The 24,401-nt window shown below is 32.1% G+C and carries 21 protein-coding genes; 13 read left to right on the top strand and 8 right to left on the bottom strand.

What is annotated here, in order from left to right; genetic code table 11:
* The 10 genes from AC9UFV_RS02840 to AC9UFV_RS02885 all read left to right on the top strand — a co-directional run.
* The coding region (locus AC9UFV_RS02840) for a LysM peptidoglycan-binding domain-containing protein (protein WP_509572559.1) at window positions 1-1,453 on the top strand (1,453 nt) is incomplete at its 5' end.
* Entirely contained in the window at window positions 1,450-1,851 is a 402-nt protein-coding gene (locus AC9UFV_RS02845; protein ID WP_509572562.1) for an OsmC family protein, read from the top strand. The genes AC9UFV_RS02840 and AC9UFV_RS02845, both read left to right, overlap by 4 nt.
* 3 nt (window positions 1,852-1,854) lie before the next feature.
* Window positions 1,855-2,076, top strand: a complete 222-nt coding sequence (locus AC9UFV_RS02850; RefSeq protein ID WP_509572564.1) for a DUF3820 family protein — start codon at window positions 1,855-1,857, stop codon at window positions 2,074-2,076.
* A 129-nt stretch (window positions 2,077-2,205) separates the two neighbouring features.
* Complete coding sequence (gene pyrG, locus AC9UFV_RS02855; RefSeq protein ID WP_509572566.1) at window positions 2,206-3,813, top strand: CTP synthase; 1,608 nt, start codon at window positions 2,206-2,208, stop codon at window positions 3,811-3,813.
* Between the two features lie 41 nt (window positions 3,814-3,854).
* On the top strand, window positions 3,855-5,756 hold the full coding sequence (gene yidC / locus AC9UFV_RS02860; RefSeq protein WP_509572568.1) for a membrane protein insertase YidC: 1,902 nt from the start codon (window positions 3,855-3,857) through the stop codon (window positions 5,754-5,756).
* Between the two features lie 94 nt (window positions 5,757-5,850).
* Window positions 5,851-6,549: a toxin-antitoxin system YwqK family antitoxin gene (locus tag AC9UFV_RS02865; RefSeq protein ID WP_509572570.1), complete on the top strand. Its 699-nt coding sequence runs from the start codon at window positions 5,851-5,853 to the stop codon at window positions 6,547-6,549.
* Between the two features lie 27 nt (window positions 6,550-6,576).
* Window positions 6,577-7,764 (top strand): tRNA 2-thiouridine(34) synthase MnmA, encoded by a 1,188-nt coding sequence (mnmA, locus tag AC9UFV_RS02870; RefSeq protein ID WP_509572572.1) that lies wholly within the window; start codon window positions 6,577-6,579, stop codon window positions 7,762-7,764.
* A gap of 23 nt (window positions 7,765-7,787) precedes the next feature.
* Complete coding sequence (locus AC9UFV_RS02875; RefSeq protein ID WP_509572573.1) at window positions 7,788-9,401, top strand: S8 family serine peptidase; 1,614 nt, start codon at window positions 7,788-7,790, stop codon at window positions 9,399-9,401.
* A gap of 9 nt (window positions 9,402-9,410) precedes the next feature.
* On the top strand, window positions 9,411-10,349 hold the full coding sequence (locus tag AC9UFV_RS02880) for an NAD(P)H-dependent flavin oxidoreductase (RefSeq protein ID WP_509572576.1): 939 nt from the start codon (window positions 9,411-9,413) through the stop codon (window positions 10,347-10,349).
* A gap of 82 nt (window positions 10,350-10,431) precedes the next feature.
* Window positions 10,432-10,791 carry a hypothetical protein gene (locus AC9UFV_RS02885; protein ID WP_509572578.1) on the top strand — a complete coding sequence of 120 codons (360 nt, stop codon included), beginning with the start codon at window positions 10,432-10,434 and terminating at the stop codon, window positions 10,789-10,791.
* A gap of 40 nt (window positions 10,792-10,831) precedes the next feature.
* Here AC9UFV_RS02885 and AC9UFV_RS02890 read toward each other — a convergent pair whose 3' ends face one another.
* A complete protein-coding gene (locus tag AC9UFV_RS02890) occupies window positions 10,832-12,607 on the bottom strand; it encodes a cytochrome c peroxidase (RefSeq protein ID WP_509572581.1) in 1,776 nt (591 codons plus the stop codon).
* A 70-nt stretch (window positions 12,608-12,677) separates the two neighbouring features.
* Window positions 12,678-14,132 (bottom strand): alkaline phosphatase PhoX, encoded by a 1,455-nt coding sequence (locus AC9UFV_RS02895; protein ID WP_509572583.1) that lies wholly within the window; start codon window positions 14,130-14,132, stop codon window positions 12,678-12,680.
* A gap of 253 nt (window positions 14,133-14,385) precedes the next feature.
* Here AC9UFV_RS02895 and pafA point away from each other — a divergent pair, with 253 nt between their 5' ends.
* Window positions 14,386-15,996: an alkaline phosphatase PafA gene (gene pafA / locus AC9UFV_RS02900; RefSeq protein WP_509572585.1), complete on the top strand. Its 1,611-nt coding sequence runs from the start codon at window positions 14,386-14,388 to the stop codon at window positions 15,994-15,996.
* 2 nt (window positions 15,997-15,998) lie between these two features.
* Here the strand turns inward: pafA and lysA are convergent, their stop codons facing one another.
* Window positions 15,999-17,198 carry a diaminopimelate decarboxylase gene (lysA, locus tag AC9UFV_RS02905; protein WP_509572587.1) on the bottom strand — a complete coding sequence of 400 codons (1,200 nt, stop codon included), beginning with the start codon at window positions 17,196-17,198 and terminating at the stop codon, window positions 15,999-16,001.
* A gap of 294 nt (window positions 17,199-17,492) precedes the next feature.
* Here lysA and sucC point away from each other — a divergent pair, with 294 nt between their 5' ends.
* Window positions 17,493-18,686, top strand: coding sequence for an ADP-forming succinate--CoA ligase subunit beta (sucC, locus tag AC9UFV_RS02910; RefSeq protein WP_509572589.1), 1,194 nt, complete (start codon window positions 17,493-17,495; stop codon window positions 18,684-18,686).
* Between the two features lie 42 nt (window positions 18,687-18,728).
* On the opposite strand, the gene AC9UFV_RS02915 is transcribed toward sucC, so the two are convergent.
* Entirely contained in the window at window positions 18,729-19,160 is a 432-nt protein-coding gene (locus AC9UFV_RS02915) for a DUF1456 family protein (RefSeq protein ID WP_509572657.1), read from the bottom strand.
* Between the two features lie 149 nt (window positions 19,161-19,309).
* Between AC9UFV_RS02915 and AC9UFV_RS02920 the strand changes: the two genes are divergently transcribed.
* Window positions 19,310-20,023, top strand: coding sequence for a class I SAM-dependent methyltransferase (locus AC9UFV_RS02920; protein WP_509572591.1), 714 nt, complete (start codon window positions 19,310-19,312; stop codon window positions 20,021-20,023).
* Here the strand turns inward: AC9UFV_RS02920 and AC9UFV_RS02925 are convergent.
* Genes AC9UFV_RS02925 through AC9UFV_RS02940 form a run of 4 tightly spaced genes read right to left on the bottom strand, consistent with a single transcriptional unit; the run spans window position 20,020 to window position 24,397 of the window.
* Window positions 20,020-20,823 (bottom strand): alpha/beta hydrolase, encoded by an 804-nt coding sequence (locus AC9UFV_RS02925; protein WP_509572593.1) that lies wholly within the window; start codon window positions 20,821-20,823, stop codon window positions 20,020-20,022. The genes AC9UFV_RS02920 and AC9UFV_RS02925 overlap by 4 nt on opposite strands.
* Window positions 20,824-20,839: 16 nt before the next feature.
* On the bottom strand, window positions 20,840-22,831 hold the full coding sequence (gene uvrB, locus AC9UFV_RS02930; protein ID WP_509572595.1) for an excinuclease ABC subunit UvrB: 1,992 nt from the start codon (window positions 22,829-22,831) through the stop codon (window positions 20,840-20,842).
* A 41-nt stretch (window positions 22,832-22,872) separates the two neighbouring features.
* Window positions 22,873-23,535: a thiamine diphosphokinase gene (locus AC9UFV_RS02935; RefSeq protein WP_509572597.1), complete on the bottom strand. Its 663-nt coding sequence runs from the start codon at window positions 23,533-23,535 to the stop codon at window positions 22,873-22,875.
* Between the two features lie 37 nt (window positions 23,536-23,572).
* Window positions 23,573-24,397, bottom strand: coding sequence for a DUF4249 domain-containing protein (locus tag AC9UFV_RS02940; protein ID WP_509572599.1), 825 nt, complete (start codon window positions 24,395-24,397; stop codon window positions 23,573-23,575).
* Between the last annotated feature and the right edge of the window lie 4 nt (window positions 24,398-24,401).

Genomic DNA, 24,401 nt, shown 5'->3' on the forward strand with positions numbered 1-24,401 from the left:
AAAACACAAAGTTGTTCAAGGAGAAACTATTACCCAAATTGCTCAGAAATACAATTGTACTACTTCAGAAATTTTTAGTCTGAACCCGGATGCTCAAAACGGAATTCAACCTGATGCGGTTATAATTATTCCAAATGCTAAAACTGCTTTGGCAACTGCTGACAATTCCCATTTAGTTGCGCCTAAAGAAACGCTTTATAGTATTTCTAAATTATATTCCGTTTCAATTGAAGAATTACAAAACGCCAATCCAACCCTTTTAAGTGAGGGTTTAAAAGCGGGACAAAATTTAGTTATACCAAATAAATCTTCGGCTATTTTAAATGTTGCTTCCACAAATAAACCCCTGTTTGACAAACCACTTTCAACACTAAATAAGTCAATCGCAAGTAGCAAAAAAAAGCTTGTTTTTTTACTGCCTTTCAATATTTCAAAAATTGAGAATGATTCCATAAATACACTTCCATCCAAACTAAAAAAGGATAAATTTCTAAACATGACTTTGGATTTTTATTCTGGAGTTTTGATGGCAATTGATTCTGCAAAAACAATTGGTTTAAACATTGATATTAAGATTTACGATTCAGAAGAAACTAAAAATACGTCTTCAATTCCGAGTTTAATTCAACAAGGTAAATTTGATAATGCATCTGCAATTGTAGGTCCGTTTTACCAATTTAATATTGATGTTTTAGCTCAATCATTAGGAACTAAATCAATTCCAATTCTTTCTCCTTTGTCTAAAGAAACTGGAAAATCATCAAATATTTATCAATCGATGCCTACAAATGAAGATTGTAAAGTAGCAATGATTAATTATATTATTAAAAATAATGGAAATTTAGTAGCGCTTATTGATTCAAAAAAGGCCGCTCTAAAAGATTATTTGAAATCTAATAATTATAAAAATAAGATTGTTGGGTTAAATCCAAATGGTATAGTAATTAAAGATAGTTTAAGGAAATTATTAGTACGAAATAAAATGAATTATATCATTTTAGATTCACAAAAAACAGGTTTTATTTTGGCTGCAACCAATGCGATGATCAGTTTAATGACTGATTATCAGTTGCAAATGGTTATTTTAGAACCCAATCCAACCTTAGATTTTTATGAAATTGATTTGAACCGATTGGTAAAATTAAAAATGATGTATCCTTCAATTGTGAGAGAAAATTTATCTCCTGAAGCGGAAATATTTAGAAATAAATACAAAAAAATAAATAAGATTTTCCCGAATCAATTTGCAATTCGGGGATTTGATTTGGCATTCGATACAATGATGCGATTGTCCCAAGTGGATGATTTTAAAACCGTTTCAGACAACTTTGCAACTGAACAAATTGAAAATAAATTCAATTACAATCAAAATTCTCAAAATACCTACAGTAATAAAGGAGTTTACATTTTAAACTTCGAATCCGATTTGACTTTAAAACAAACTTCAGAATGATTTCAAAAATAGCTTATTTAGGAGATTTACGAACTTCATCGATTCATTTACAATCGGGTTCTGAAATTATTTCAGATGCGCCAATTGATAACAACGGAAAAGGAGAAGCTTTTTCACCTACCGATACTGTTGCCAACGCTTTAGGAAGCTGTATGTTTACGGTAATGGGAATAAAAGCGCAAGATTTACAAATCGATTTATCCAATTCTACTGCTGAAATTACTAAAATTATGGCTGCCGATCCAAGAAGAATTTCGGAGATTCATGTTGTTTTTAATTTTAGTGTTGACATCGATACTAAAAACAAAACCATTTTGGAACGTACCGCCATGACCTGCCCAGTTTATTATAGTTTACACCCAGATATCAAAAAGGTGATTACTTTTAATTGGAACTAAATTTTGGATAAAAACCAACAAAAGTTAATTGATTTGGCTCACACCAAAATGCCTTTCGGCAAATATGAAGGCTATTATTTGATAGATATTCCCGAATATTATATCGTTTGGTACCGCAACAAAGGCCTGCCAAATGGCACTTTAGGTGAACAACTGCAATTGGTTTATGAATTAAAATTAAACGGGTTGGAAGACCTAATTCGAAATATTAGGAAGAAGTATTGATTTTTTTGGTTTTTTACATTTGATTTATAACCCAATATTTTTTTAAATTCTAGCTATTTAAATTTCCATATAATCTAATTATTTTCGTACTTTTGCCAAGTTTTTTATACAACAACAACACACAATACAATGGCTCAAACGAAATATATTTTTGTTACCGGCGGAGTTACTTCCTCACTAGGAAAAGGAATCATTGCCGCTTCATTAGCAAAATTATTGCAAGCAAGAGGATATCGAACCACAATTCAAAAATTTGATCCCTATATCAATGTGGATCCAGGAACTCTTAACCCTTATGAACACGGAGAATGTTACGTTACGGATGACGGCGCGGAAACCGATTTGGATTTAGGGCACTACGAGCGTTTTTTAAATGTTCCCACTTCTCAATCCAATAATGTAACCACTGGTAGAGTGTATCTTTCAGTTATCGAAAAAGAACGTCGTGGTGAATTTTTAGGAAAAACAGTTCAAGTGGTTCCTCATATTACCAATGAAATTAAAGAAAGAATGCAATTGCTTGGTAACTCAGGTAACTTTGATATTGTAATTACTGAAATTGGAGGAACTGTAGGTGATATCGAGTCGTTGCCATACATAGAATCTGTTCGTCAATTGGTGTGGGAATTGGGTGAAAATAACGGAATTGTTATTCATTTAACCTTAGTTCCTTTCTTGGCTGCTGCTGGTGAATTGAAAACAAAACCAACGCAACATTCCGTTAAAACATTAATGGAAAGCGGTATCAAAGCCGATATTTTAGTTTGTAGAACAGAACATGAATTATCAGAAGAATTAAGAAATAAATTGGCTTTATTTTGCAATGTAAAAAGAGAAGCCGTGATTCAATCTATTGATGCGTCAACAATTTATGAAGTGCCTATTTTGATGCAACAAGAAGGACTTGATGTGGTTGCATTAAAAAAATTGGATTTACCACAAAAATCAAACCCAGATTTAGTCAATTGGAACACGTTTTTAAGCCGATTGAAAAACCCTAAACATACTGTAAATATTGGTTTAGTAGGAAAATATGTTGAATTACAAGATTCTTACAAATCGATTTTAGAAGCTTTTATTCATGCTGGCGCTGCCAATGAGACTAAAGTTAATGTGATTTCAATTCACTCCGAATATTTAGATTCTGATAATGCTTCGGAGAAATTACAAGGGTTAGACGGAATTTTAGTTGCACCCGGTTTTGGTGGTCGTGGAATTGAAGGAAAAATTGAAACAGTAAAATTTGCAAGAGAGAATAATATTCCATTTTTAGGAATTTGTTTGGGTATGCAAATGGCTGTTATTGAATATTCTAGAACTATTTTAGGACATAAAGATGCCAATTCGACTGAGATGAACGAGAACACAACCAATCCGGTTATCGATTTAATGGAGGAACAAAAAACCATTACCGATAAAGGAGGAACAATGCGTTTGGGAGCTTGGAAGTGTGATATCAAAGAAAATACATTGGCACATAAAATATACGGAAAAACTAGTATTTTTGAACGCCATCGTCATCGTTATGAATTTAATGGTGACTATTTACAAGCACTAGAAAATTCCGGTTTAAAAGCCTCAGGAGTAAACCCTGATACCGGTTTGGTAGAAATTGTTGAGATTGAAAATCACCCATTTTTTATCGGTGTTCAATACCATCCAGAATATAAAAGTACTGTTGATAATCCTCATCCTCTTTTTGTGAGTTTTGTTGCCGCTGCTGTTAAATCAAAATAAAATAGTATTTTCGATTTCAAAATCGATTTAATAAAATTAAAATGGAAGAAAAAAAATTAGATTTAAATACGATAATTGGGTTTGTACTTATTTTCGGAATTTTGATGTGGATGATGTATCAAAATCAACCAACAGAACAACAACTCGCTGCGGAAAAAGCTAAAAAGGAACAAGCAGCTTCTGTTTCTCCGAAGAAAGTAGCACAAGAATCTGTTACTATTAATTCAGTTGACACTTCCTCAGCAAATGCTCCACAAATCGAAAAACTTAAAAAATCTTTAGGGAGTTTTGCTTATTCAGCAACTTTAGCTTCTGCAAAAGATACTGTGACCACTCTTGAAAACGAGTTTGTACTATTAAAAATCTCCAATAAAGGAGGTTACATTGTTGAAGCGGTTTTAAAGAATTTTGAAAAATTCAAAAAAGGTTCGGGACAATTGGTTGAGTTAATTAAAGACAATAATTCTCAATTAAATATCCAATTAATTACCAATGACAATCATACATTAAATACTAAAAATCTATTTTTTGAGCCTACGTTAACAAAAGTTGGTCCCAACCAAATTCTTACCATGCGTTTAAAAGCTGGTGCAAATGAGTTTTTGGAATACCAATATGAATTGAAGCCAAAAGAATATATGGTTGGTTTTAATTTGCGTTCTCAAGGATTAAAAAAAGTGCTAAATACTTCTAAACCATTAGATTTAGAATGGGATTTAAAAACATATAGAAACGAGAAAAGCGCGTCATACGAAAATAGATATACTTTATTAAATTACGAATATGAAGATGAGAAATTCAATAATGTTAGTGATGGAGAAAACCAAGAAGAAACGTTAGATAATGTAAAATTCATTGCTTACAAACAACATTTCTTTTCTTCAATTTTAATGACTGAAACACCATTTTCGAAGGCAGTATTAAAGTCAAATAAATTAGTTTTGGATGAAAATAAAGATACTATTTTTATTAAACAGTTCAATTCTAAAGTTCCGTTAGCCTTTTCGAATGGTGAACTTAATTATAATATGAATTGGTATTTTGGGCCATCAGATTATAAAACATTAAATAATTACGATAAGAATATTGAAAAAATTATTCCATTGGGTTGGGGTATTTTTGGATGGATTAACAAGTTTATTTTCATTCCATTATTTGGGTTTTTAAGTTCTTTCATTGCCTATGGAATTGCGATTATCATCTTTACAATTATCATCAAAATTGCAATGTCGCCCATTACCTATAAATCATTTTTGTCACAAGCAAAAATGAAAGTGCTTCGACCTGAAATTAATGAGTTGAATGAAAAATTCAAGAAAGAGCCTGCAAAAAAACAACAAGAAACAATGAAACTATACAATAAAGCAGGAGTAAATCCTATGGCTGGTTGTATTCCCGCATTGATTCAGCTGCCTTTTATGTATGCTTCATTTCAGTTTTTTCCATCAGCATTTGAATTAAGACAAAAAGGGTTTCTTTGGGCTGATGATTTATCTTCATTTGATGAAATCATGAAATTGCCATTTCATATTCCTTTATATGGAAGTCATATTAGTTTGTTTCCAATATTAGCAGCAATAGCTATTTTCTTCTATATGAAAATGACTTCTGGTGATCAACAAATGGCTGCTCCAGCTCAAGAAGGCATGCCTGATATGGCTAAGTTGATGAAGATCATGATTTATGTTTCGCCATTAATGATGTTAATTTTCTTTAATACCTATGGTGCAGGATTGAGTTTGTATAACTTCATATCCAATTTAATTACAATAGGTATAATGTTGGTAATTAAAAATTACATCGTTGATAATGATAAAATACATGCGCAAATTCAAGAAAACAAACTAAAAGAACCTAAGAAGTTGGGTAAGTTTCAAAGAAAAATGCAAGAAATTATGGAACAAGCTGAAGCCCAAAAAAAGGCTCAACAAAAAAAGAAATAATTTTAAAGCACTCCTAGAGTGCTTTTTTTAATAAAGGTGCTTTATTTATAATAAAAAATAAAAGAATAAGTTTTATAGTAGTAAATTTAAACATATGAAACAGTTATTAATAATAGTATTTCTAATTTATTCAATATCAATATTTTCACAAACTGATATTAATAAATTAGATGCCAATGGTAAGAAAATTGGTTTATGGAAAGGGGTTTTTGAAGACACCAAACGCCCAAGATATGAAGGCACATTTGATCATGACAAGGAAGTAGGTTTATTTAAATTTTTTGATAACACCAAAGAATCTAATTTAATTGCGACCAGAGAATTCAATACCAAAGACAATTCAGCCTATACCATTTTTTATGATTTAAATAAAAATAAAATTAGTGAAGGTAAAGTTCTGAACAAGTTATACGAAGGTTTATGGGTATATTATCACAAGGGGTCAACTGTAATTATGACTTCTGAAAATTATAAAAATGGGAAATTGGATGGAGCTAAAACCGTTAATTTTAAATCTGGTAAAGCTGCTGAAATTTCTAATTATAAAAATGGACTTTTAGATGGTGTTTACATAAAAAATGATGAAAACGGAGTTGCTTTGGAAGAGTCATTTTATATAAATGGCGAATTAAATGGAATCACAACTTATAGAGCTCCTGACGGATTAGTAGTAGCCAGAGGAAAATTTAGAAAGGGAATAAAAGTTGGAATTTGGCAATTTTTTGAAAATGGAAAATTAGAGAGTGAAGATAATTATGATAAGCCTATAAGAATAAAATCTAAGCGTAAATAATAATATTCGAATAATTCAATAAAGTAGATGAAACGAGTTGTAGTTGGACTTTCCGGTGGTGTCGATTCTAGTGTTGCGGCCTATTTGTTGCAACAACAGGGTTACGAAGTTATTGGGCTTTTTATGAAAAATTGGCACGATGACTCAGTTACCATCTCCAACGAATGTCCTTGGTTAGAAGACAGTAACGACGCTTTATTGGTTGCTGAAAAATTAGGAATCCCATTTCAAACCGTTGATTTAAGCGAGCAATACAAAGAAAAAATTGTTGATTATATGTTCAACGAATATGAAAAAGGGAGAACTCCAAATCCTGATGTGCTTTGTAATCGAGAAATTAAGTTTGATGTTTTTATGAAAATTGCACTTAGTTTAGGTGCCGATTATGTGGCTACAGGACATTATTGTAGAAAAGCTGAAATTGAAAATAACGGTAAAAAAGTATACCAACTGCTTTCAGGTGTTGATACGAACAAAGACCAATCTTATTTTTTATGTCAATTATCACAAGAACAATTGGCAAAATCACTATTTCCAATTGGAGAATTAACCAAGCCAGAAGTTCGCGAAATTGCTTCGCAAATGAATTTGATTACTGCCGAAAAGAAAGATTCTCAAGGTTTGTGTTTTATCGGAAAAGTAAGATTACCAGAATTTTTACAGCAAAAATTAGAAAAGAAAGAAGGACTAATTGTACAAATTGATGCTCTAGATTCAATTTACAATCAAAAGCCATCTGAATTTCAATCTGAAGAAGAAAAATTAGCTTTTGAATCTCAAGCTTTATGTTATGAACCTAAAATGGGGAAAGTTGTAGGTAAACATCAAGGTGCTCATTTTTTCACCATTGGTCAGCGCAAAGGATTAAATGTTGGAGGAACAAAAGAACCGTTATTTATAATTGCCACCAATGTTGAAACCAATACTATTTATACCGGTTTAGGAAGCGAACATCCTGGTTTATTTAAAAAAGCTTTATTTATTCAAAAATCAGAAGTACATTGGATTAGGGAAGATTTAGCTATTGCAAATGGAGAAAAAATGAATGTGATGGCTCGAATTCGTTATCGTCAATCTTTGCAAAAAGCGACATTACATCAATTTGAAAACGGCTTGTACGTAACATTTGAGGAACCTCAATCGGCAATTACAGAAGGTCAATTTGTTGCTTGGTATAATAATGATGAATTAGTTGGTTCGGGAGTTATTTCTTAAGTTTGTTCTATAGATTTAATCAAATGAAAAAAACGGTATTGATTATTGTCCTATTTATTTCTGCTTTTGGCTATTCGCAAGAAGATGCTTGGGTGTATTTTAAGGACAAACCAAACAGTCAATATTTTTTGGCAAACCCACTTCAAATGCTATCTCAACGAGCTTTAAATAGAAGAGCTATTCAGAATATTCCACTAGATTTAAAAGACGTTCCAATTCATCAACCCTATATAGATCAAATTACTTCAACTCCTGGAATTATAGTCAAAGCGAGTTCAAAATGGATGAATTGTTTGCATATTCGTGGTAGCCAAACAGTAATTCAATCTTTAAGATCTCTTTCATTTGTAGATTATATTTCTTTTGCAAACACTATTTTAAACAGAACTGGAAAGTTAGTAAATTCCTCTAGCAATTCATCTGTAAATAAAGAATTGGAAACCCAAGTGACCTATAATTATGGAACTTCGGGCAATCAAATTCAAATGCTAAATGGAAACATTTTACACCAGCAAAATTATACAGGATCTGGCAAAGTTATTGCTGTTTTTGACGCAGGTTATCCAGGCGTAGATAGTGCAACCCCTTTTCAAAGATTAAGAGATAACGGACAAATATTAGGCGGATACAATTTTGTTGATCGAAGCACCAATTTCTATGCTATGAATTCCCATGGGACTCAGGTATTATCTACAATGGGTGGTTATGTTGAAAATCAATTGGTTGGAACTGCTCCGGATGCTTCTTATTATTTATTTGTTACCGAAGACAGTACTTCAGAAAATCCAGTTGAGGAATCACTTTGGGTTGAAGCTGCTGAATTGGCTGATAAATTGGGTGCCGATATAATAAACTCTTCTTTAGGTTATTTTGGTTATGATAATTCTAATTATAGTTACACCTATACCAATATGGATGGCAATACTGCTTTTAGTTCACGAGGAGCAAATATTGCTTTTTCTAGAGGAATGATTGTTGTAGTTTCTGCAGGAAATTCAGGAAATACTGCTAATCCAAATATCAGTGCTCCTTCAGATGCTATTTATGCTTTAGCGGTAGGAGCTGTAAATTCAACTAGAAATTATGCTAGTTTTAGTTCAATTGGGCCATCATTTGATGGTAGAATTAAGCCAGATGTTATGGCTCAAGGTCAGTCCGCAGTAGTTGCAATACCTTCTGGGGCAATAGCTTCAAATAGTGGAACTTCATTTTCCGGACCAATTATCGCTGGAATGGTGGCTAGTTTTTGGCAAGCATTTCCAAATTTAACTAATGCTAGAATTGTTCAGTTAATTAAAGAATCATCAGATCGTTATGCCAATCCGAATGCGCAATATGGATATGGAATTCCTAATTTCCAATTGGCATTAAATAATGCTTTATCATATAATCAATTTAATAGTGAAGGATTTTATGTGTATCCAAATCCTGTTGATAATGAAGTTGCCTTTTCATTTCCTTCGAATGTAATTACCAAAGAAATTTCTATTTTTAATAATTTAGGACAAGAAATTCTTAGAAAGAAGACCGATAATCAATTGGATGTAATTTCATTGCAATCATTTGAAAATGGAATTTATTTTTATAAAATTGCTGCTGCAAATGCTACTTTTACTGGCAAACTAATCAAGAAATAAAAGTTTAATATGAATAAAATTACCCAGCTATTTAAAATTAAATATCCAATAATTCAAGGTGGAATGATTTGGAATAGCGGATATAAATTGGCTAGCGCTGTAAGTAATGCCGGTGGTTTGGGATTAATTGGCGCTGGATCAATGTATCCTGATGTACTAAGAGAGCATATTCAAAAATGTAAATTGGCAACTGATAAACCTTTTGGGGTTAATGTTCCAATGTTATACCCAAATATTGAAGAAATAATAAATATTATCATTGAAGAAGGGGTGAAAATTGTATTTACATCTGCAGGAAATCCATCCACTTGGACTTCTTTATTAAAGCAAAATGGAATTACGGTTGTTCATGTGGTAAGCAGTTCTAAATTTGCCTTAAAGGCACAAGAAGCCGGTGTTGATGCTGTTGTAGCCGAAGGTTTTGAAGCTGGTGGTCATAATGGGAGGGAAGAAACTACTACGCTTACCCTTATTCCAATGGTAAAAAAGCACTTGTCAATTCCGTTAATCGCAGCTGGTGGAATTGCTACTGGTAGGGGAATGCTTGCCGCAATGGTGTTGGGCGCCGATGGTGTACAAGTAGGATCAAGATTTGCAGCATCTATTGAATCTTCAGCGCATGATAATTTTAAAAATACAATTATCAATTGTAAAGAAGGAGAAACTCAAGTAACTTTGAAAGAATTAGCACCTGTCAGATTAATCAAGAATAAATTCTACAATGATATTCAGGAATTATATAAAACCAATCCATCTATTGAAGATTTAAAGACTTTATTAGGAAGAGCAAGAGCAAAAAGAGGCATGTTTGAAGGAGATTTAGTTGAAGGGGAATTGGAAATTGGTCAAATTTCGGGTTTATTTGAAGATATAAAATCTGCAAAAGAGATTATCGACGATATGATTCGTGAATTTGATATTGCAAAAAGTGAAATTCAAAATTTATAATAAATAATGCGTAAGCATAATTAAGATGAAGAAACTTAAAATATTTGTTCTGTTTTTATTTTTAATTACTGGAATTCAAAAAATGAATTCACAAGTATATAAATATGTTGCAACAGGATTTAGTGTGTTAGAAAAAGACGAAAAAGACAATTGGGGCAAATGGTCTGATTATCAAACTACTAATATCATTATTTCATTAGATCTTGATAAGAGAAGAATTGTAGTTTACTCCAAAGAAATTCAGTATTATAATATTGATACTTTTGAAAAACAAATCGAAAATGACGACGATATCATCTTTCCTTTTAGCTGTATAGATATTGATGGTGAACCGTTTACCATTTCATTTATTACAAGAAAAAAACAAGATTATAGAAAACAATTGTACATTAATCAAAGAGACGTAATATTAGTTTATAATATTGTAAATTTTAAAAATTAATCATAAAAAAAGTCGCTAAATGCGACTTTTTTATTTTATACTATTTGTCTGTTAGTGTCATCATAAATTTTATGAGTGCTTTTTTTTCTTTTTCACTCAGTTTTAGATTATCAAACGGAAGTGTTTGATATTCTAAATTCATTCCAATGCCATTTCCTCCCCCTAATTCATAAAATTTAATTATATCCTCTAGTGTATTGTAAACTCCATTGTGCATGTATGGACCTGTTTTTTCAATATTTCTCACCGTAGGTGTTTTAAATGAATATCTAAATTGTTCAATTTGAGTTGTATTGTATCTTCCTAAATCAGAATCCACTACTGCATTTTTCCATTTAATTGAATTTGGAACCCCAATAACTTCCGATTCTGAGTTGTTATACCAAGGCGGAACTGTTCCGTTATATAAGGGAATAAAGTGACAGGAAGCGCACTTTGCTTTTCCAGCAAATAAATTGAATCCCAATTCTTCTTCTTTTGTTAAACTAACTTTATTTTTAAAATAGTTGTCAATTTTAGCGTTAAATGGCATTAAACTTCTTACATAACTCGCAATTGCATTTCTAATTTCAAATTGTGTAATTTCTTTTTTATTTGGAAATGATTTTGAAATTAATGATTTGTAGGACTCTTTTTTGGCAATTCTATCGGTGATTTCTTTTGTAGAAAGGTTGAACTCATTTGGATTTTTCATCACCTCTTCAATTTGATTTTCTAAATCTTGAGAGCGTAAGTCATAAAAAAATGATTTTTGAAAAGCCGAATATAATACTGTTGGTGAATTTCTTGAAATTGATTGACTGTGTACTTTTATAGTTGATAGTTTTAATCCATCTGTGAAAGCCATGTCAGCATTGTGACATGTTGCACAACTTATTGAATTGTTTTTAGATAGGCTTTTGTCGTTAAAAAATTGCTTTCCTAATTCTACTTTTGCAACAGTTGATTTAGAATCTGCATAGGGTGAAAACGCATCTGGATTTAAGCCTTTTCCTTGCATCAAGTCAGCTAGTGTACCTTTAAATAATTTTTGTCCCTCAGGACTACCTGTTAAGTGATTTTTAAAACTGTTTTCTAATTCAACACTCAATGGCATTAAATATTTTTTAATAAATACCAAACGATTAAAACTATCATAATCTTTGTTCTGACTTAAAAAATCGCGACAATTAGAAAATAATTTTTGACATTTTTCTTTTCCTTTAATATCATTTTTATCGGAAAAAATCAAAAAATAGTTTTCAAGTCCAATAATCGAATGATAGGTTTCTTGAATAGATTGAAATGCTACTGGAGAATCAAAACCTGTTATTCCCATGGTTGCATATCTAATGATTTGATGCTGTAACAATTCATAAAGATGATGGTTTTGAATAGGCATATCCTTCAAATTGTTCTTTACAAAAAGCAAGTCTGTTTTTAGGATTTCAATTTCTGATTTAAACTTTGCAACATCTAATTCCTCTTTCGAGAAAATCAATTCCTCAATTACTTGAAAACCGGTTGCATCATTAACAATATTATCATCAATTTTTATATCAGGTAGATTTGGACCATTTATTCTACGACTAAAACCTTGAAAATAGTATTCCACAAAAGGTTCTATCTTTTTATAATTTATTCTGCATTTTGAGAATTCAATTTTTGCTGCCTCAATTTTGGTACATTTTGACAATTGATTTAAACCAGTTCTCAAAGAATCAATATGAAGATTGACGGTTTCTTTTAAACTATCCTCTGTGTTTAAATTATTTTTTTCGCAACTCGAAAATATAAATATTGCGAAGATCAATGTAATATATTGAAATGACTTCATATTTATGATAAAAAAATAAACACCTTATCTAAAAATGAGATAAGGTGTTTGTTATTAACTAATTTAAAAATTATCTTGGAACGTTTTTCAAAATAAGTGTTTGTCCTCCAGATTTGTAAGATTGAATTGAAGTAGCTCTACTTGGATTTAAGAATCTAGTTCCTTCATCCCAAGTATGTGCATGAATATTGATTGTAAATGTACCAGGAACACCAATTACATCAGAAATATCAACCATTGCACCGTGCTCCCAAATCCCTTTTCTTAATTGATTAGGTCCAGCAGGATTGTATTTTGTACCCAACATAGAAGGATCTCCATGAGTCATATCCATAAATATTTTCTTAGTACCAGTAGCAATATTATATTGCCAAATTAATGAATTGTGAGTCGCTTCTGGCCAGAATGAATCTCCATCTTCTTGAATGTATACATAATTTTCAGTAACACAAACGTTATCTGGATTGATTATATCTTGTCCTTTAACGTTTGCACCTGTTGGAGAAACATCACCATCAGCAACCACTTTTAAAGTTCCTGTTAATGGATTGTTTGCATCTAATTTCAATTGATACATTCTTCCCATGTATGTTTTTTCAGTTGATCCGCTTACTCCAGTTGATACGAAATAGATTTCTCTGCTATTAGCAGCAGAACCTTTACGATAATCTAAGTCTTCAACACGTGCAAACTGAATAGATTTAAGAGTAGTATTTAAGTTTTCAATTTCAGTACCAGTAAGGTTTTTCGCGTTTGGAACTTCTACAAATTCCACTGGATAGTTGTTATTCCATGTAATTGCAGTTTCGATTTGGTTTAAGTCGGTTCTTCTTAAAGCATATAATTTACCGTTTTCTAAATCACCAACTGTATTAGAAACATATAAATAAACCTGACCATTTCCAGCATCTTCACCTAAAATGATCACAGTTTTTCCTGGATAAGCATTTTTGTTTAATGGAACTGCATTTTCACCACTGAATTTACCTAAAGCTGGTTTTACTCTTGATTGATTTGAAGGATTTGCAGATGCAATAGGATCAATTGCATGTGTCATTGCATTTACATTTGATTCACCTGTTGTTAAAAAAACAGGTCCAAAACCATTCTCTTCTGGAGTAGCCATTGTTGCAGAACACAATCTAAACATACCACCATCAGTATTTACAATATAATCTCCTTTCACTATATTTAGTTTTTTGTCTAAATACAATCTTGAAACCGCCCATGTATTTTCATGATTGGTAACCATAATATAACCATGACCAGTTGGATTTTTGATAAATCCTTGGCCATCTGGAGCACCACCATAAACCATGTTGTTTGAGTCCGGAATGATATCCTCGCTACTTACTAATGGGTAAATTTCTACACCTGAAAATTCAGGACCCATTTTTACAAATGAAGGTGTAATAGAACGGTTTCTGAATTCAACAGTATCCGTTGTCGTGTTAGTCTCATTGTTTTCGCATGAAATAATAGTCATTGCGGTAACGAATAAACTTAATAAATAATACTTTTTCATTTTTTTGATTTTTTAAATTAATTTTTTAGTTTGTTGCAAATTTATAGGGATCATTTTCATTTTCTATTTTGCAATTATTAAGATTAATTTAAATAATTGTTGTTCAAATATTCAAAAGTTAAATTATTGTTTTCTATCTCTTTTTTTAAATCTATATAGGTGTTATTAATGTATTATTTTTTAATTCTTCCTAAGATATTATATTGTTATTAAGTTTCTTATATGTAATTTCGCTACTTTAAATATCCCAAACATGAAAAAAGTAATTTACCTATCTGTAGTGTTAATAAGTGTTTTTCTTACTGCTCAAGAACGCCCCAAGTTGGTTGTAGGAATTGTTGTTGATCAGATGAAAATGGAATATTTATATCGTTATTCAGATGATTTGTCCTCTGATGGTTTCAAGAGATTAATGAATAACGGGTACACTTTCCATAACATGCATTTCAATTATATGCCAACTTACACTGGACCTGGACATACTTCCATTTATACAGGTACCACACCTTCAATTCATGGTATAGTTGGAAACGATTGGTTCAATCGTTCTACAGGGAAAGAAGTATATTGTACCGATGATGCTTCAGTACATATTCTGGGTGAGGGTAAACCTGAAGAAGGGGAAATGTCACCAAAAAATCTTCAATCGACTACTATTACTGACGAACTTCGTTTACATACTAATTTTAAAGGTAAGGTTATTGGTTTTAGCTTGAAAGATCGTGGTGCAATTTTACCAGCTGGTCATTTTGCCAATTGGGCTTTTTGGTACAGTAATTCTGGATCATTTATTTCAAGCTCTTTTTATGGAGACAAACTTCCTGATTGGGTTACAAAATTTAACAATGAAAAGCATTATATGCCCTACATCAATAAAGGTTGGGATTTATTTAAACCAATGTCGACTTATAATGAAAGTTTACCCGATAACAATCCATATGAAGGAAAATTATATAAAAGTTCAGCACCCGTTTTTCCTTACAATTTAAAAGCAATGTATGAAAAAAACGATGCTGGAATAATAAGATCCACTCCTTTTGGAAATGACTTGTTGGCCGAAATCGCAATGCAAGCTATCAACAGTGAAGAATTAGGAAAAGATAACATCACTGATTTTTTAACGGTTTGTTTCTCCTCAACTGATTATATAGGCCATTTAACTGGAACTAGATCGGTTGAAACCCAAGACACTTATCTTAGATTGGACAAAACTATAGCTGATTTTTTAACTTATCTTGATAAAACAGTTGGAAAAGACAACTATTTAATTTTTTTAACAGCCGATCATGCAGGTGCTGAAAATGTGAATTATCTAAAGGATAATAAATACGAAGTAAATAGCATTGATACCAAGGAATTTGTAAAAGGCTTGTCGAAATTTTCTCAGGATACTTTTGGAGATAATTTAGTTTTAAATTATTCTAATTTTAATTTGTACCTGAATAAAGAGATTATAAAAAATAAAGGATTGGATTTATCAAAAGTCAAACAATCTTTTAAAGACTATTTGATGAAACAAATTCAAGTAAAAAGAGTATACACCGAAGAAGAAATATTGGCTTCCTCCGGAAATGATTTTTATTTAAATTATATCTTTAAAGGTTTCGATCCAAATTCAAATGGGGATATGGTAATTCTTGAAAAGCCAGGATACATAGAATATAAAGGTATTGGAACATCTCACGGAACTCCTTATTCCTATGACACTCATGTGCCAGCACTTTTTTATGGTTGGCATGTTAAACACGGAGAAAGTCATGATAGAAAAGTAATTACTCAAATAATTCCTACCATTGCTCAAATGATAAAAATTCCATTTCCTAATGGTACTGAAGCAAATGTTTTGCCAGAATTATTTAAATAATTTTATAAAACGATTTGATTTTTAAGTAAATCTTCAAAAGTTTCTCGGGCTCTAATTAAGATGCCTTTTCCGTCTTTCCATAATGCTTCAGCAGGCTTGTATCTTGAATTATAATTGGATGACATAGAGAAACAATAGGCTCCAGCATTTCTAAAACAAAGTAAGTCTCCTTCTTTAATTTCAGCAATTCGACGGTTATTCGCGAAGGTATCTGTTTCGCAAATGTAACCTACAACGGTGTAAAAACGTTCTTTTCCTTTTGGGTTTGAAATATTTTCAATATAATGCTGTGAACCATACAACATAGGACGGATTAAATGATTAAACCCACTGTCAATTCCGGCAAAAACTGTTGAAGTAGTTTGCTTTACAACATTTACTTTTGCTATAAAATAACCAGCTTCACTAACCAAAAATTTACCTGGTTCAAATGCTAATGTCAACTCTCGACCATATGAAGCTTCAAACGCTAGGAATCTTTTAGTAAGTTTTTTTCCTAATTCTTCAATATTTGTTTCAATATCACCTTTATTATAGGGCACTTTGAATCCACTCCCAAAATCTAGAAAATCCAATTCTTTGAAATTATTAGCTGCTTCAAATAAAATTTCGGCAGCATAGAGAAAAACTTCAATGTCTAAAATATCAGATCCCGTGTGCATATGAATTCCGTTGATATGCATTTTGGTATTTTCTACAATTCTAAGTATATGTGGCATTTGATGTATTGAAATACCAAATTTACTATCAATGTGTCCAACAGAAATATTTGAATTTCCACCAGCCATTACGTGAGGATTAATACGAATACAAACTGGAACTGTAGGGTGTTTTGTTCCAAAATGTTCTAAAACAGATAGATTATCGATGTTGATTTGAACACCCAAACCTGCTGCTTCTTCGATTTCCTCAAATGAAACTCCGTTTGGGGTATAAATTATTTGCTGCGGTTTAAATCCGGCATACAATCCCAATTTGACTTCTTGAATTGAAACAGTGTCTAAATTTGATCCAATTGATTTTAGTAATTGAAGAATAGCAATATTTGACAATGCCTTTACTGCATAGTTGATTCTCAATCTTGGTACTTTTGAAAACGCGTTGCTTAAACGGTTGTATTGAGATTTTATTTTTTCGGCATCATAAACATATAATGGACTTCCGAATTCTTCTGCTAATTTTACTAAATCTTGTGATTGCATTTCTTTTTTTTTGACAAATTTATTGCTCACATCCTTACAATCAAAGGAAATATAGATTATTAACAAAAAATAACAAATTGTTATATTTATAACAAAATACTATAAAAGACAATTATTAGTTCTAAAACTCTAACACGTTATATCATCATTTTTATAAACCAACAAAGATTTTAGAATCTAAATTTTATTTTTATTTCTAATTAATTTCTAATTGAATTATTAAGAAAAAACATTTCGCTTTTAACTTGAATTGTTTTATTTTTGTGCCACTTTAAAAAAGTAATAAAATAAATTATGGACATACACGAATACCAAGGGAAAGAAATATTAGCCAGCTATGGTGTAAAAATTCAACGTGGATATGTTGCAAGTAACCCTCAAGAAGCGGTTGCAGCAGCAAAACAATTAACTGCTGATACCGGAACAGGATGGCATGTAATCAAAGCGCAAGTTCATGCTGGTGGACGTGGAAAAGGTGGTGGAGTAAAACTAGCTAAGAATTTAGAGCAAGTAGAAGAAATTGCTGGTCAAATTATTGGAATGCAATTAATCACCCCTCAAACTTCTGCTGAAGGAAAAAAGGTACATCAAGTTTTAATTGCTGAAGATGTTTATTACCCAGGTGAATCTGAAACTTCGGAGTTCTATATGTCGGTTTTATTAAATAGAGGTAATGGTCGTAATATGATTATGTATTCTACTGAAGGTGGAATGGATATTGAAGAAGTTGCGGAACACACACCACATTTAATTTTCACAGAAGAAATCGATCCTACGGTTGGCCTTCAAGCTTTTCAAGCTAGAAGAATTGCCTTTAACTTAGGTCTTTCTGGAAATGCATTTAAAGAAATGACTCAATTTGTTGCGTCTCTTTATAACGCTTATATCGGTTGTGACGCTTCAATGTTTGAAATCAACCCGGTATTAAAAACCTCGGATAACAAAATTATCGCTGTTGATGCTAAAGTAAATTTAGATGACAATGCGTTATATCGTCAACCAATTTATGCTCAATTCCGTGATGTTCGTGAAGAAAATCAAATTGAAGTTGAAGCCAAAGCCGCAGGTTTAAATTATGTTGATTTAGATGGAACTGTAGGTTGTATGGTGAATGGTGCAGGATTGGCAATGGCTACAATGGACTTAATTAAATATGCAGGTTTTGAACCAGCAAATTTCTTAGACGTTGGTGGAACTGCTGATGCAAAACGTGTGGAATTGGCTTTCAGAATTATCTTGAAAGATCCTAACGTAAAAGCAATTTTAATCAATATTTTTGGTGGAATTGTTCGTTGCGATAGAGTTGCTCAAGGAGTTGTTGATGCCTACAAAAACATGGGTGATGCAATTAAAGTGCCTATTATTGTTCGTTTACAAGGTACCAACGCAGAAATTGCTAAAGAATTAATTGACAATTCAGGAATGCCAATTTTATCAGCTGTAGAATTCCAAGAAGCAGCTGACCAAGTAAAAGCGGCACTTTCTTAATTATATAATGTTCAAATTATAAAAAAAATCCTAATCGTAAGATTAGGATTTTTTGTTTTTACCATTTTTGAAATATACTTTTTCAACTACTTGAACTTTCGGAGTTGACTTATTTGGAGTTTGTTTTTTAAAGGGCTTTTTTGCTGCTGGACTTTTTGCTGGTCTTTGATCACCTCGAGATTTATCAAAATCTTGTGCTCCTGTTTTTATTTCTTTTTTATTTTTGTTCAATACATCAGAAGGGTTTTTAGGATTTTCCTTTGTCCCTCTTAAATGAATTACCAAAGCATTTAAGAAATTTCTTAATACTTGGTCGCCACACTCCATATAATTTTCATGATCTTCAGCACGGAAAAAAGCACCTAACTCTGATTTTGAAATTCTAAAATCTACTAATTCTAAGATTTCTACTATTTGATCATCCCGAAGCATTAATGCCACACGAAGTTTTTTCAGGATATCGTTATTTGTCATTTTCATTGTTTCTATTTTTTGCAAATATAATTATAATGCGGCTCTAATAGTAATTAATAAACTAAATAATCAATTTCATTATTTTGATGTCAACAATTTATCCTAAATTAGCACTTCAATAAAATAATGCTATTAAATTAAAATTAAAGATGACTAGAATTCAAGTTTTAAACGCAATCATAAAAAAGAAAAATGTACAAAATTACCTTGAAATAGGGGTGAACCGAGGGAAATGTCTCTTTAATATTGTAGGAACAAAAAAACGTTTTGGTGTTGATCCCTTTTTTAATTTTAGTTTGTGGAAAAAAGTTAGAGCTTGTATATTAAATCCTCACACGCTCAAAAATGATTATTTTGAAGTGACAAGTGATGCCTTTTTTGCTGAAAACAAAGCACTTTTAGAAGCCAATATTCTTGATTTAGCATTTATTGATGGTCTTCATACCTTCGAGCAATCACTTTTAGATACAATAAATACTCTTAAATACATTGATGATAATGGTATTATCGTTTTACACGATTGTAATCCATTAGATGCATTAGCGGCGCATCCTGCAATTTCTATCGATCACGCTCGAAAAGAGTTGGAAAATCATAAAGATTGGAAAAACATTTGGAATGGTGATGTTTGGAAAACAATCGTTTACATCAGAAAAAACCACCCAGAACTCTCGGCATTTGTTTTAAACACTGACCATGGTTTGGGATTTGTTTACAAAAAACCACAAGGGAAATTGCCGGAAATTTTCAATTCTATCCATTCAATTGAAACTTTAGATTATGATTTCCTTGCAAAACATCGTGAAGATTTATTGGATTTAAAGCCAGTTTCCTATTTTGATTCGTTTCTTAAAACGCTCTAAATATTCAACCATTTAAACACGGTTACAAAGTTATCGCGCCATAATTTTTCATTATGCTGTCCACCTTTAACTATTTTTTTACGAGTTAAATGCCTGCAGCTGCAACGTATATCAGAAACTAGGATTTCCATTTTGTTTACGTCAGGGACCATGTCGGTACTTTCTTTATCACCGCACAAAAAGTACATTTTTGAGTTTAAGGTTTTGGTGCTTTTTGTCAATTCAAATACTTCGGGATTGATCCAAAATGCAGGTGAAAAAACGCCAGCTTTACCAAATATTTCTGGATATTTTAATAACGCATAATAGGAAATTAAACCTCCTAAAGAACTTCCCATAATTACGGTATTCACTGTATTGGATTTCGTTCTATAATTGGAATCTATTTCAGGTTTTAGTGTTTTTACAATAAACTCAAGATAATTAGCACCCATTCCTCCACCATATTTTTCGTTTTTATAGGGTGTTAATTCTTCAATTCTCTTTTCATTTCCGTGTTCAATTCCAACCACAATCACTTGGGCGTTCAAACTATCCAATTTTTCATCAATATTCCATTCCCCAACATACGATGTTTTCGAATCAAATAAATTCTGACCGTCGTGCATGTAAATTACAGGATATTTCTTTTTTGAAGTAGCATATCCATTAGGTAAATACAACCAAATTTTCTTGGCACAATTTAGTTGCGGTGCATCAATAGTAAATGAAGTTACATTTTTTGAAGCCGTACTTTCTTGCGAAAACAAGTTGTTCAGGGAGAATAATAGAATAAAAAGAAAAATTGAATTACGAGTCATAAATTATATATTAACATTAACTCAACTGCTCCTGCAATTTCTTTATAACATCCCTTAATTTTGCAGCTTGCATAAAATCCAAGTCTTTAGCCGCTTTCTCCATCGCTTTGCGGTTTTCTCGAATGCGTTTTTCAATTTCCGCTTTCGGTAAATATTCTGTTTCTGGCTCTGCAGCGGCAGCCACTTCCAATCCCAATTCGTAATCCACCAAAGGATTTTTCGTAAAGGCACTTTCAATTTTCTTGTTCAATGCCATTGGAACTTGGTTGTTATCCGTATTGTAATTTAGTTGCTTTGTACGGCGATAATTGGTTTCGTCTATCGTTTTCTGCATGCTTGCCGTAATTTTATCAGCATACATAATTGCTTTTCCATTCAAATTTCTTGCTGCACGACCAATAGTTTGCGTAAGCGATCTATGACTCCTTAGGAAACCCTCTTTATCGGCATCCAAAATAGCTACTAAAGAAACCTCAGGCAAATCCAATCCTTCACGAAGTAAATTCACACCTATAAGAACATCAAAAAGCCCTTTTCGTAAATCTTGCATAATTTCTATACGCTCCAACGTATCTACATCCGAATGTATGTAGCGGCAACGAATACTCACTTTCGTTAAATATTTCGCCAATTCTTCCGCCATTCTTTTGGTTAATGTCGTAACCAGTACTCGTTCATCCAATTCACAACGCAACTGAATTTCTTCGATTAAATCGTCTATCTGATTCAAACTAGGGCGCACTTCTATCACAGGATCGAGTAAACCGGTAGGGCGAATGATTTGCTCTACATAAACGCCATCACACTTTTGTAATTCATAATCGGCAGGAGTTGCTGAGACATAAACAACTTGGTTTTGCATTGCTTCAAATTCCTCAAATTTCAGCGGACGGTTGTCCATAGCGGCCGGTAATCGGAAACCATATTCTACTAAATTCTCTTTTCGGCTTCTATCTCCACCATACATTGCATGAACTTGCGATATAGTAACGTGACTTTCATCCACTACCATCAAGAAATCTTTAGGGAAATAATCAATCAAACAAAAGGGTCTTGTCCCTGGTTGGCGACCATCAAGGTAACGTGAATAATTCTCAATTCCTGAGCAATATCCAAGTTCGCGAATCATCTCTAAGTCAAAATTGGTTCGTTCTTCAAGGCGTTTTGCTTCGAGATGTTTGCCGATTTCTTTAAAATAATCAACTTGTTTTACCAAATCTTGTTGGATTTCCCAAATGGCATTTTGTAATACATCTGGTGAAGTCACAAACATATTAGCAGGATAAATCGTGAGTTTTTCAAACTTTTCAATTACCTGAGACGTTTTAATATCGAAACTTTCTATTTCTTCTATTTCATCACCAAAGAAGTGAATTCTATACGCATCATCAGCATAACTAGGATAAACTTCTACGGTATCGCCTTTAATTCTGAAATTCCCTGGGGTGAATTCTGTTTCGGTTCTAGAATACAAACTTTGAACTAAAGAATGTAGGAATTTTGTTCTAGAAATCACTTGATTTTGCTCAATTGCAATTACATTTTTCTGAAATTCTACTGGATTTCCAATTCCATATAAACAAGATACCGACGCTACAACCAAAATATCTCTTCGACCAGAAAGGAGGGAAGCGGTCGTGCTTAAACGCATTTTCTCCAACTCCTCATTGATAGACAAATCCTTTTCAATGAAAACTCCTGTGACAGGCATAAAGGCTTCTGGCTGGTAATAATCATAGTAGGATACAAAATATTCTACCGCATTATTTGGAAAAAACTGTTTGAATTCTGAATACAATTGGGCGGCAAGCGTTTTATTGTGAGCTAAAATTAATGTTGGCCTTTGAATTTCTTCGATAACATTTGCCACTGTAAAAGTCTTTCCGGATCCTGTAACTCCCAATAAAGTTTGAAATTTTTCTCCATCAGCAATCCCACGAGCCAATTTTTCAATTGCTTGAGGTTGGTCGCCTTTGGGTTGATAATCAGATACAACTTTGAATTTCATTGTTTGTAGGGTAGGTTTACAAATATACAAAGGATTTACAATCAATCGAAGCATTCCATTAAAAGTAAATCACCAGTTTCGTGAACAATGGTTACTATTCCATCTTCTTTAACAAAATTGCTACTTCCAGTTCTGTATCCCATTTTCAAAGTATCGTCATTTAATGGGTAATGCAAATTGGTGGAATGAATACCTGTTACTTCTCCAATGGGTATTAAAGAAATTGTAGTTTTTTCAGTGTACCATTTTTCATATTTTCTTGGTAATAAAAACACTTTTGAATGATCGTCTATAATTACAATTTTAAGTTTGTCACGATAATTTGCAATATTCGTAAGATTGTTAATGGTATGATCGGCACGTTTTCCGGTAGCCCAAACAACATTTACAGCAGGAATATTTCTTGCATGCAAATAATCAAATGCTTTTTCTAAATCGGTTTTATCTTGATTGGGAGTAGGAATAATATCAATTGGATAGTGGGTTTCTTTATAATAATTCGCATCAAAACCTCTATCAAAATCCCCTAATAACACATCCACTTTTATTCCTAGTTCTACGACGCGTTCCATCGCCGAATCTAAAACAATCACAAGTGGAGACCATTCTAGTATTTGACCTAATAACTCACTACTACATGCTGCACCATTTGCAATAATTAATGCTGGTTCTTGGTCGTCGCGAACAACGTGGTGTGAGGACATTTATTTATTTGATATGTAAAAATTAAATTTAAACTAATTAATTCACAATGTAATTTCTAGAGTCTTGTTCTGACAAACTGAAATACCCCAAAGGATAATTTGCTTCATTAGTTGTATTAATTATATTTCCTCTTACCGTTGCGGAAGGCGATTGGAACGGGCTTCCACCGCTATTATTTCCTGAAATTGAAATTAATATTCTCATGTAGTTGTAGTATTGTCTAGAAATTCCTGATAAGGTAACTTCAAAATTTTGCCCTTGTTTTAATTTTTCACTTCTGAATAATCCAAATATTTGATTCCCTTGAAAACTGATATCTTCTTGAGCAAAATAAATTGGAATAACAGTAAAACTTGGTTTAAATTTGAATAGGTAGTAATCCTGAGTTGTGCCATTATCGGTATAATAGGTTTTTATTTCAGTAGATTCTCCTGTAAAACCAACATTATTAATTTGTTCAATTCGATCAATTTGAGGTACTGGTTTTAAAGTTTCTGTTGCAGTATAAGTTGATCCATTAACATTTACTGTAAGTGTATAATTTCTGTTCAATACTGGAGTAAAATTTGAACAAACATAATTTCCAGCTACATTTGATTCAACAAAATTAAACACATTATTTGAAGCATCTGTAATGAAAATAGTTGCCCCAGAAACTGTTGGAATTTGTGGATCATAATAAGAATTTGTCTTTGACAATTTAATGGTTTGAATATTTCCTACAGTTCCTTTTTGCCATTTTATTGTGGCATCAATCACCAATTTTGGTTCCATTGTATTCAAATCAATATCGACTACTTTTTCACACCCAGAAATAAGGATTAATCCAATAAATACTATTATTATTTTTATATTTTTCATTGCT

The organism is Flavobacterium sp. (assembly GCF_044349645.1).
Taxonomy (GTDB): domain Bacteria; phylum Bacteroidota; class Bacteroidia; order Flavobacteriales; family Flavobacteriaceae; genus Flavobacterium.

Coding starts and splice junctions, on each gene's coding strand:
- AC9UFV_RS02845 (WP_509572562.1), top strand. CDS start 1,450: ATGATTTCAAAAATAGCTTATTTAGGAGATTTACGAACTTCATCGATT.
- pyrG (WP_509572566.1), top strand. CDS start 2,206: ATGGCTCAAACGAAATATATTTTTGTTACCGGCGGAGTTACTTCCTCA.
- yidC (WP_509572568.1), top strand. CDS start 3,855: ATGGAAGAAAAAAAATTAGATTTAAATACGATAATTGGGTTTGTACTT.
- AC9UFV_RS02865 (WP_509572570.1), top strand. CDS start 5,851: ATGAAACAGTTATTAATAATAGTATTTCTAATTTATTCAATATCAATA.
- mnmA (WP_509572572.1), top strand. CDS start 6,577: ATGAAACGAGTTGTAGTTGGACTTTCCGGTGGTGTCGATTCTAGTGTT.
- AC9UFV_RS02875 (WP_509572573.1), top strand. CDS start 7,788: ATGAAAAAAACGGTATTGATTATTGTCCTATTTATTTCTGCTTTTGGC.
- AC9UFV_RS02880 (WP_509572576.1), top strand. CDS start 9,411: ATGAATAAAATTACCCAGCTATTTAAAATTAAATATCCAATAATTCAA.
- AC9UFV_RS02885 (WP_509572578.1), top strand. CDS start 10,432: ATGAATTCACAAGTATATAAATATGTTGCAACAGGATTTAGTGTGTTA.
- AC9UFV_RS02890 (WP_509572581.1), bottom strand. CDS start 12,607: ATGAAGTCATTTCAATATATTACATTGATCTTCGCAATATTTATATTT.
- AC9UFV_RS02895 (WP_509572583.1), bottom strand. CDS start 14,132: ATGAAAAAGTATTATTTATTAAGTTTATTCGTTACCGCAATGACTATT.
- pafA (WP_509572585.1), top strand. CDS start 14,386: ATGAAAAAAGTAATTTACCTATCTGTAGTGTTAATAAGTGTTTTTCTT.
- lysA (WP_509572587.1), bottom strand. CDS start 17,198: ATGCAATCACAAGATTTAGTAAAATTAGCAGAAGAATTCGGAAGTCCA.
- sucC (WP_509572589.1), top strand. CDS start 17,493: ATGGACATACACGAATACCAAGGGAAAGAAATATTAGCCAGCTATGGT.
- AC9UFV_RS02915 (WP_509572657.1), bottom strand. CDS start 19,160: ATGACAAATAACGATATCCTGAAAAAACTTCGTGTGGCATTAATGCTT.
- AC9UFV_RS02920 (WP_509572591.1), top strand. CDS start 19,310: ATGACTAGAATTCAAGTTTTAAACGCAATCATAAAAAAGAAAAATGTA.
- AC9UFV_RS02925 (WP_509572593.1), bottom strand. CDS start 20,823: ATGACTCGTAATTCAATTTTTCTTTTTATTCTATTATTCTCCCTGAAC.
- uvrB (WP_509572595.1), bottom strand. CDS start 22,831: ATGAAATTCAAAGTTGTATCTGATTATCAACCCAAAGGCGACCAACCT.
- AC9UFV_RS02935 (WP_509572597.1), bottom strand. CDS start 23,535: ATGTCCTCACACCACGTTGTTCGCGACGACCAAGAACCAGCATTAATT.
- AC9UFV_RS02940 (WP_509572599.1), bottom strand. CDS start 24,397: ATGAAAAATATAAAAATAATAATAGTATTTATTGGATTAATCCTTATT.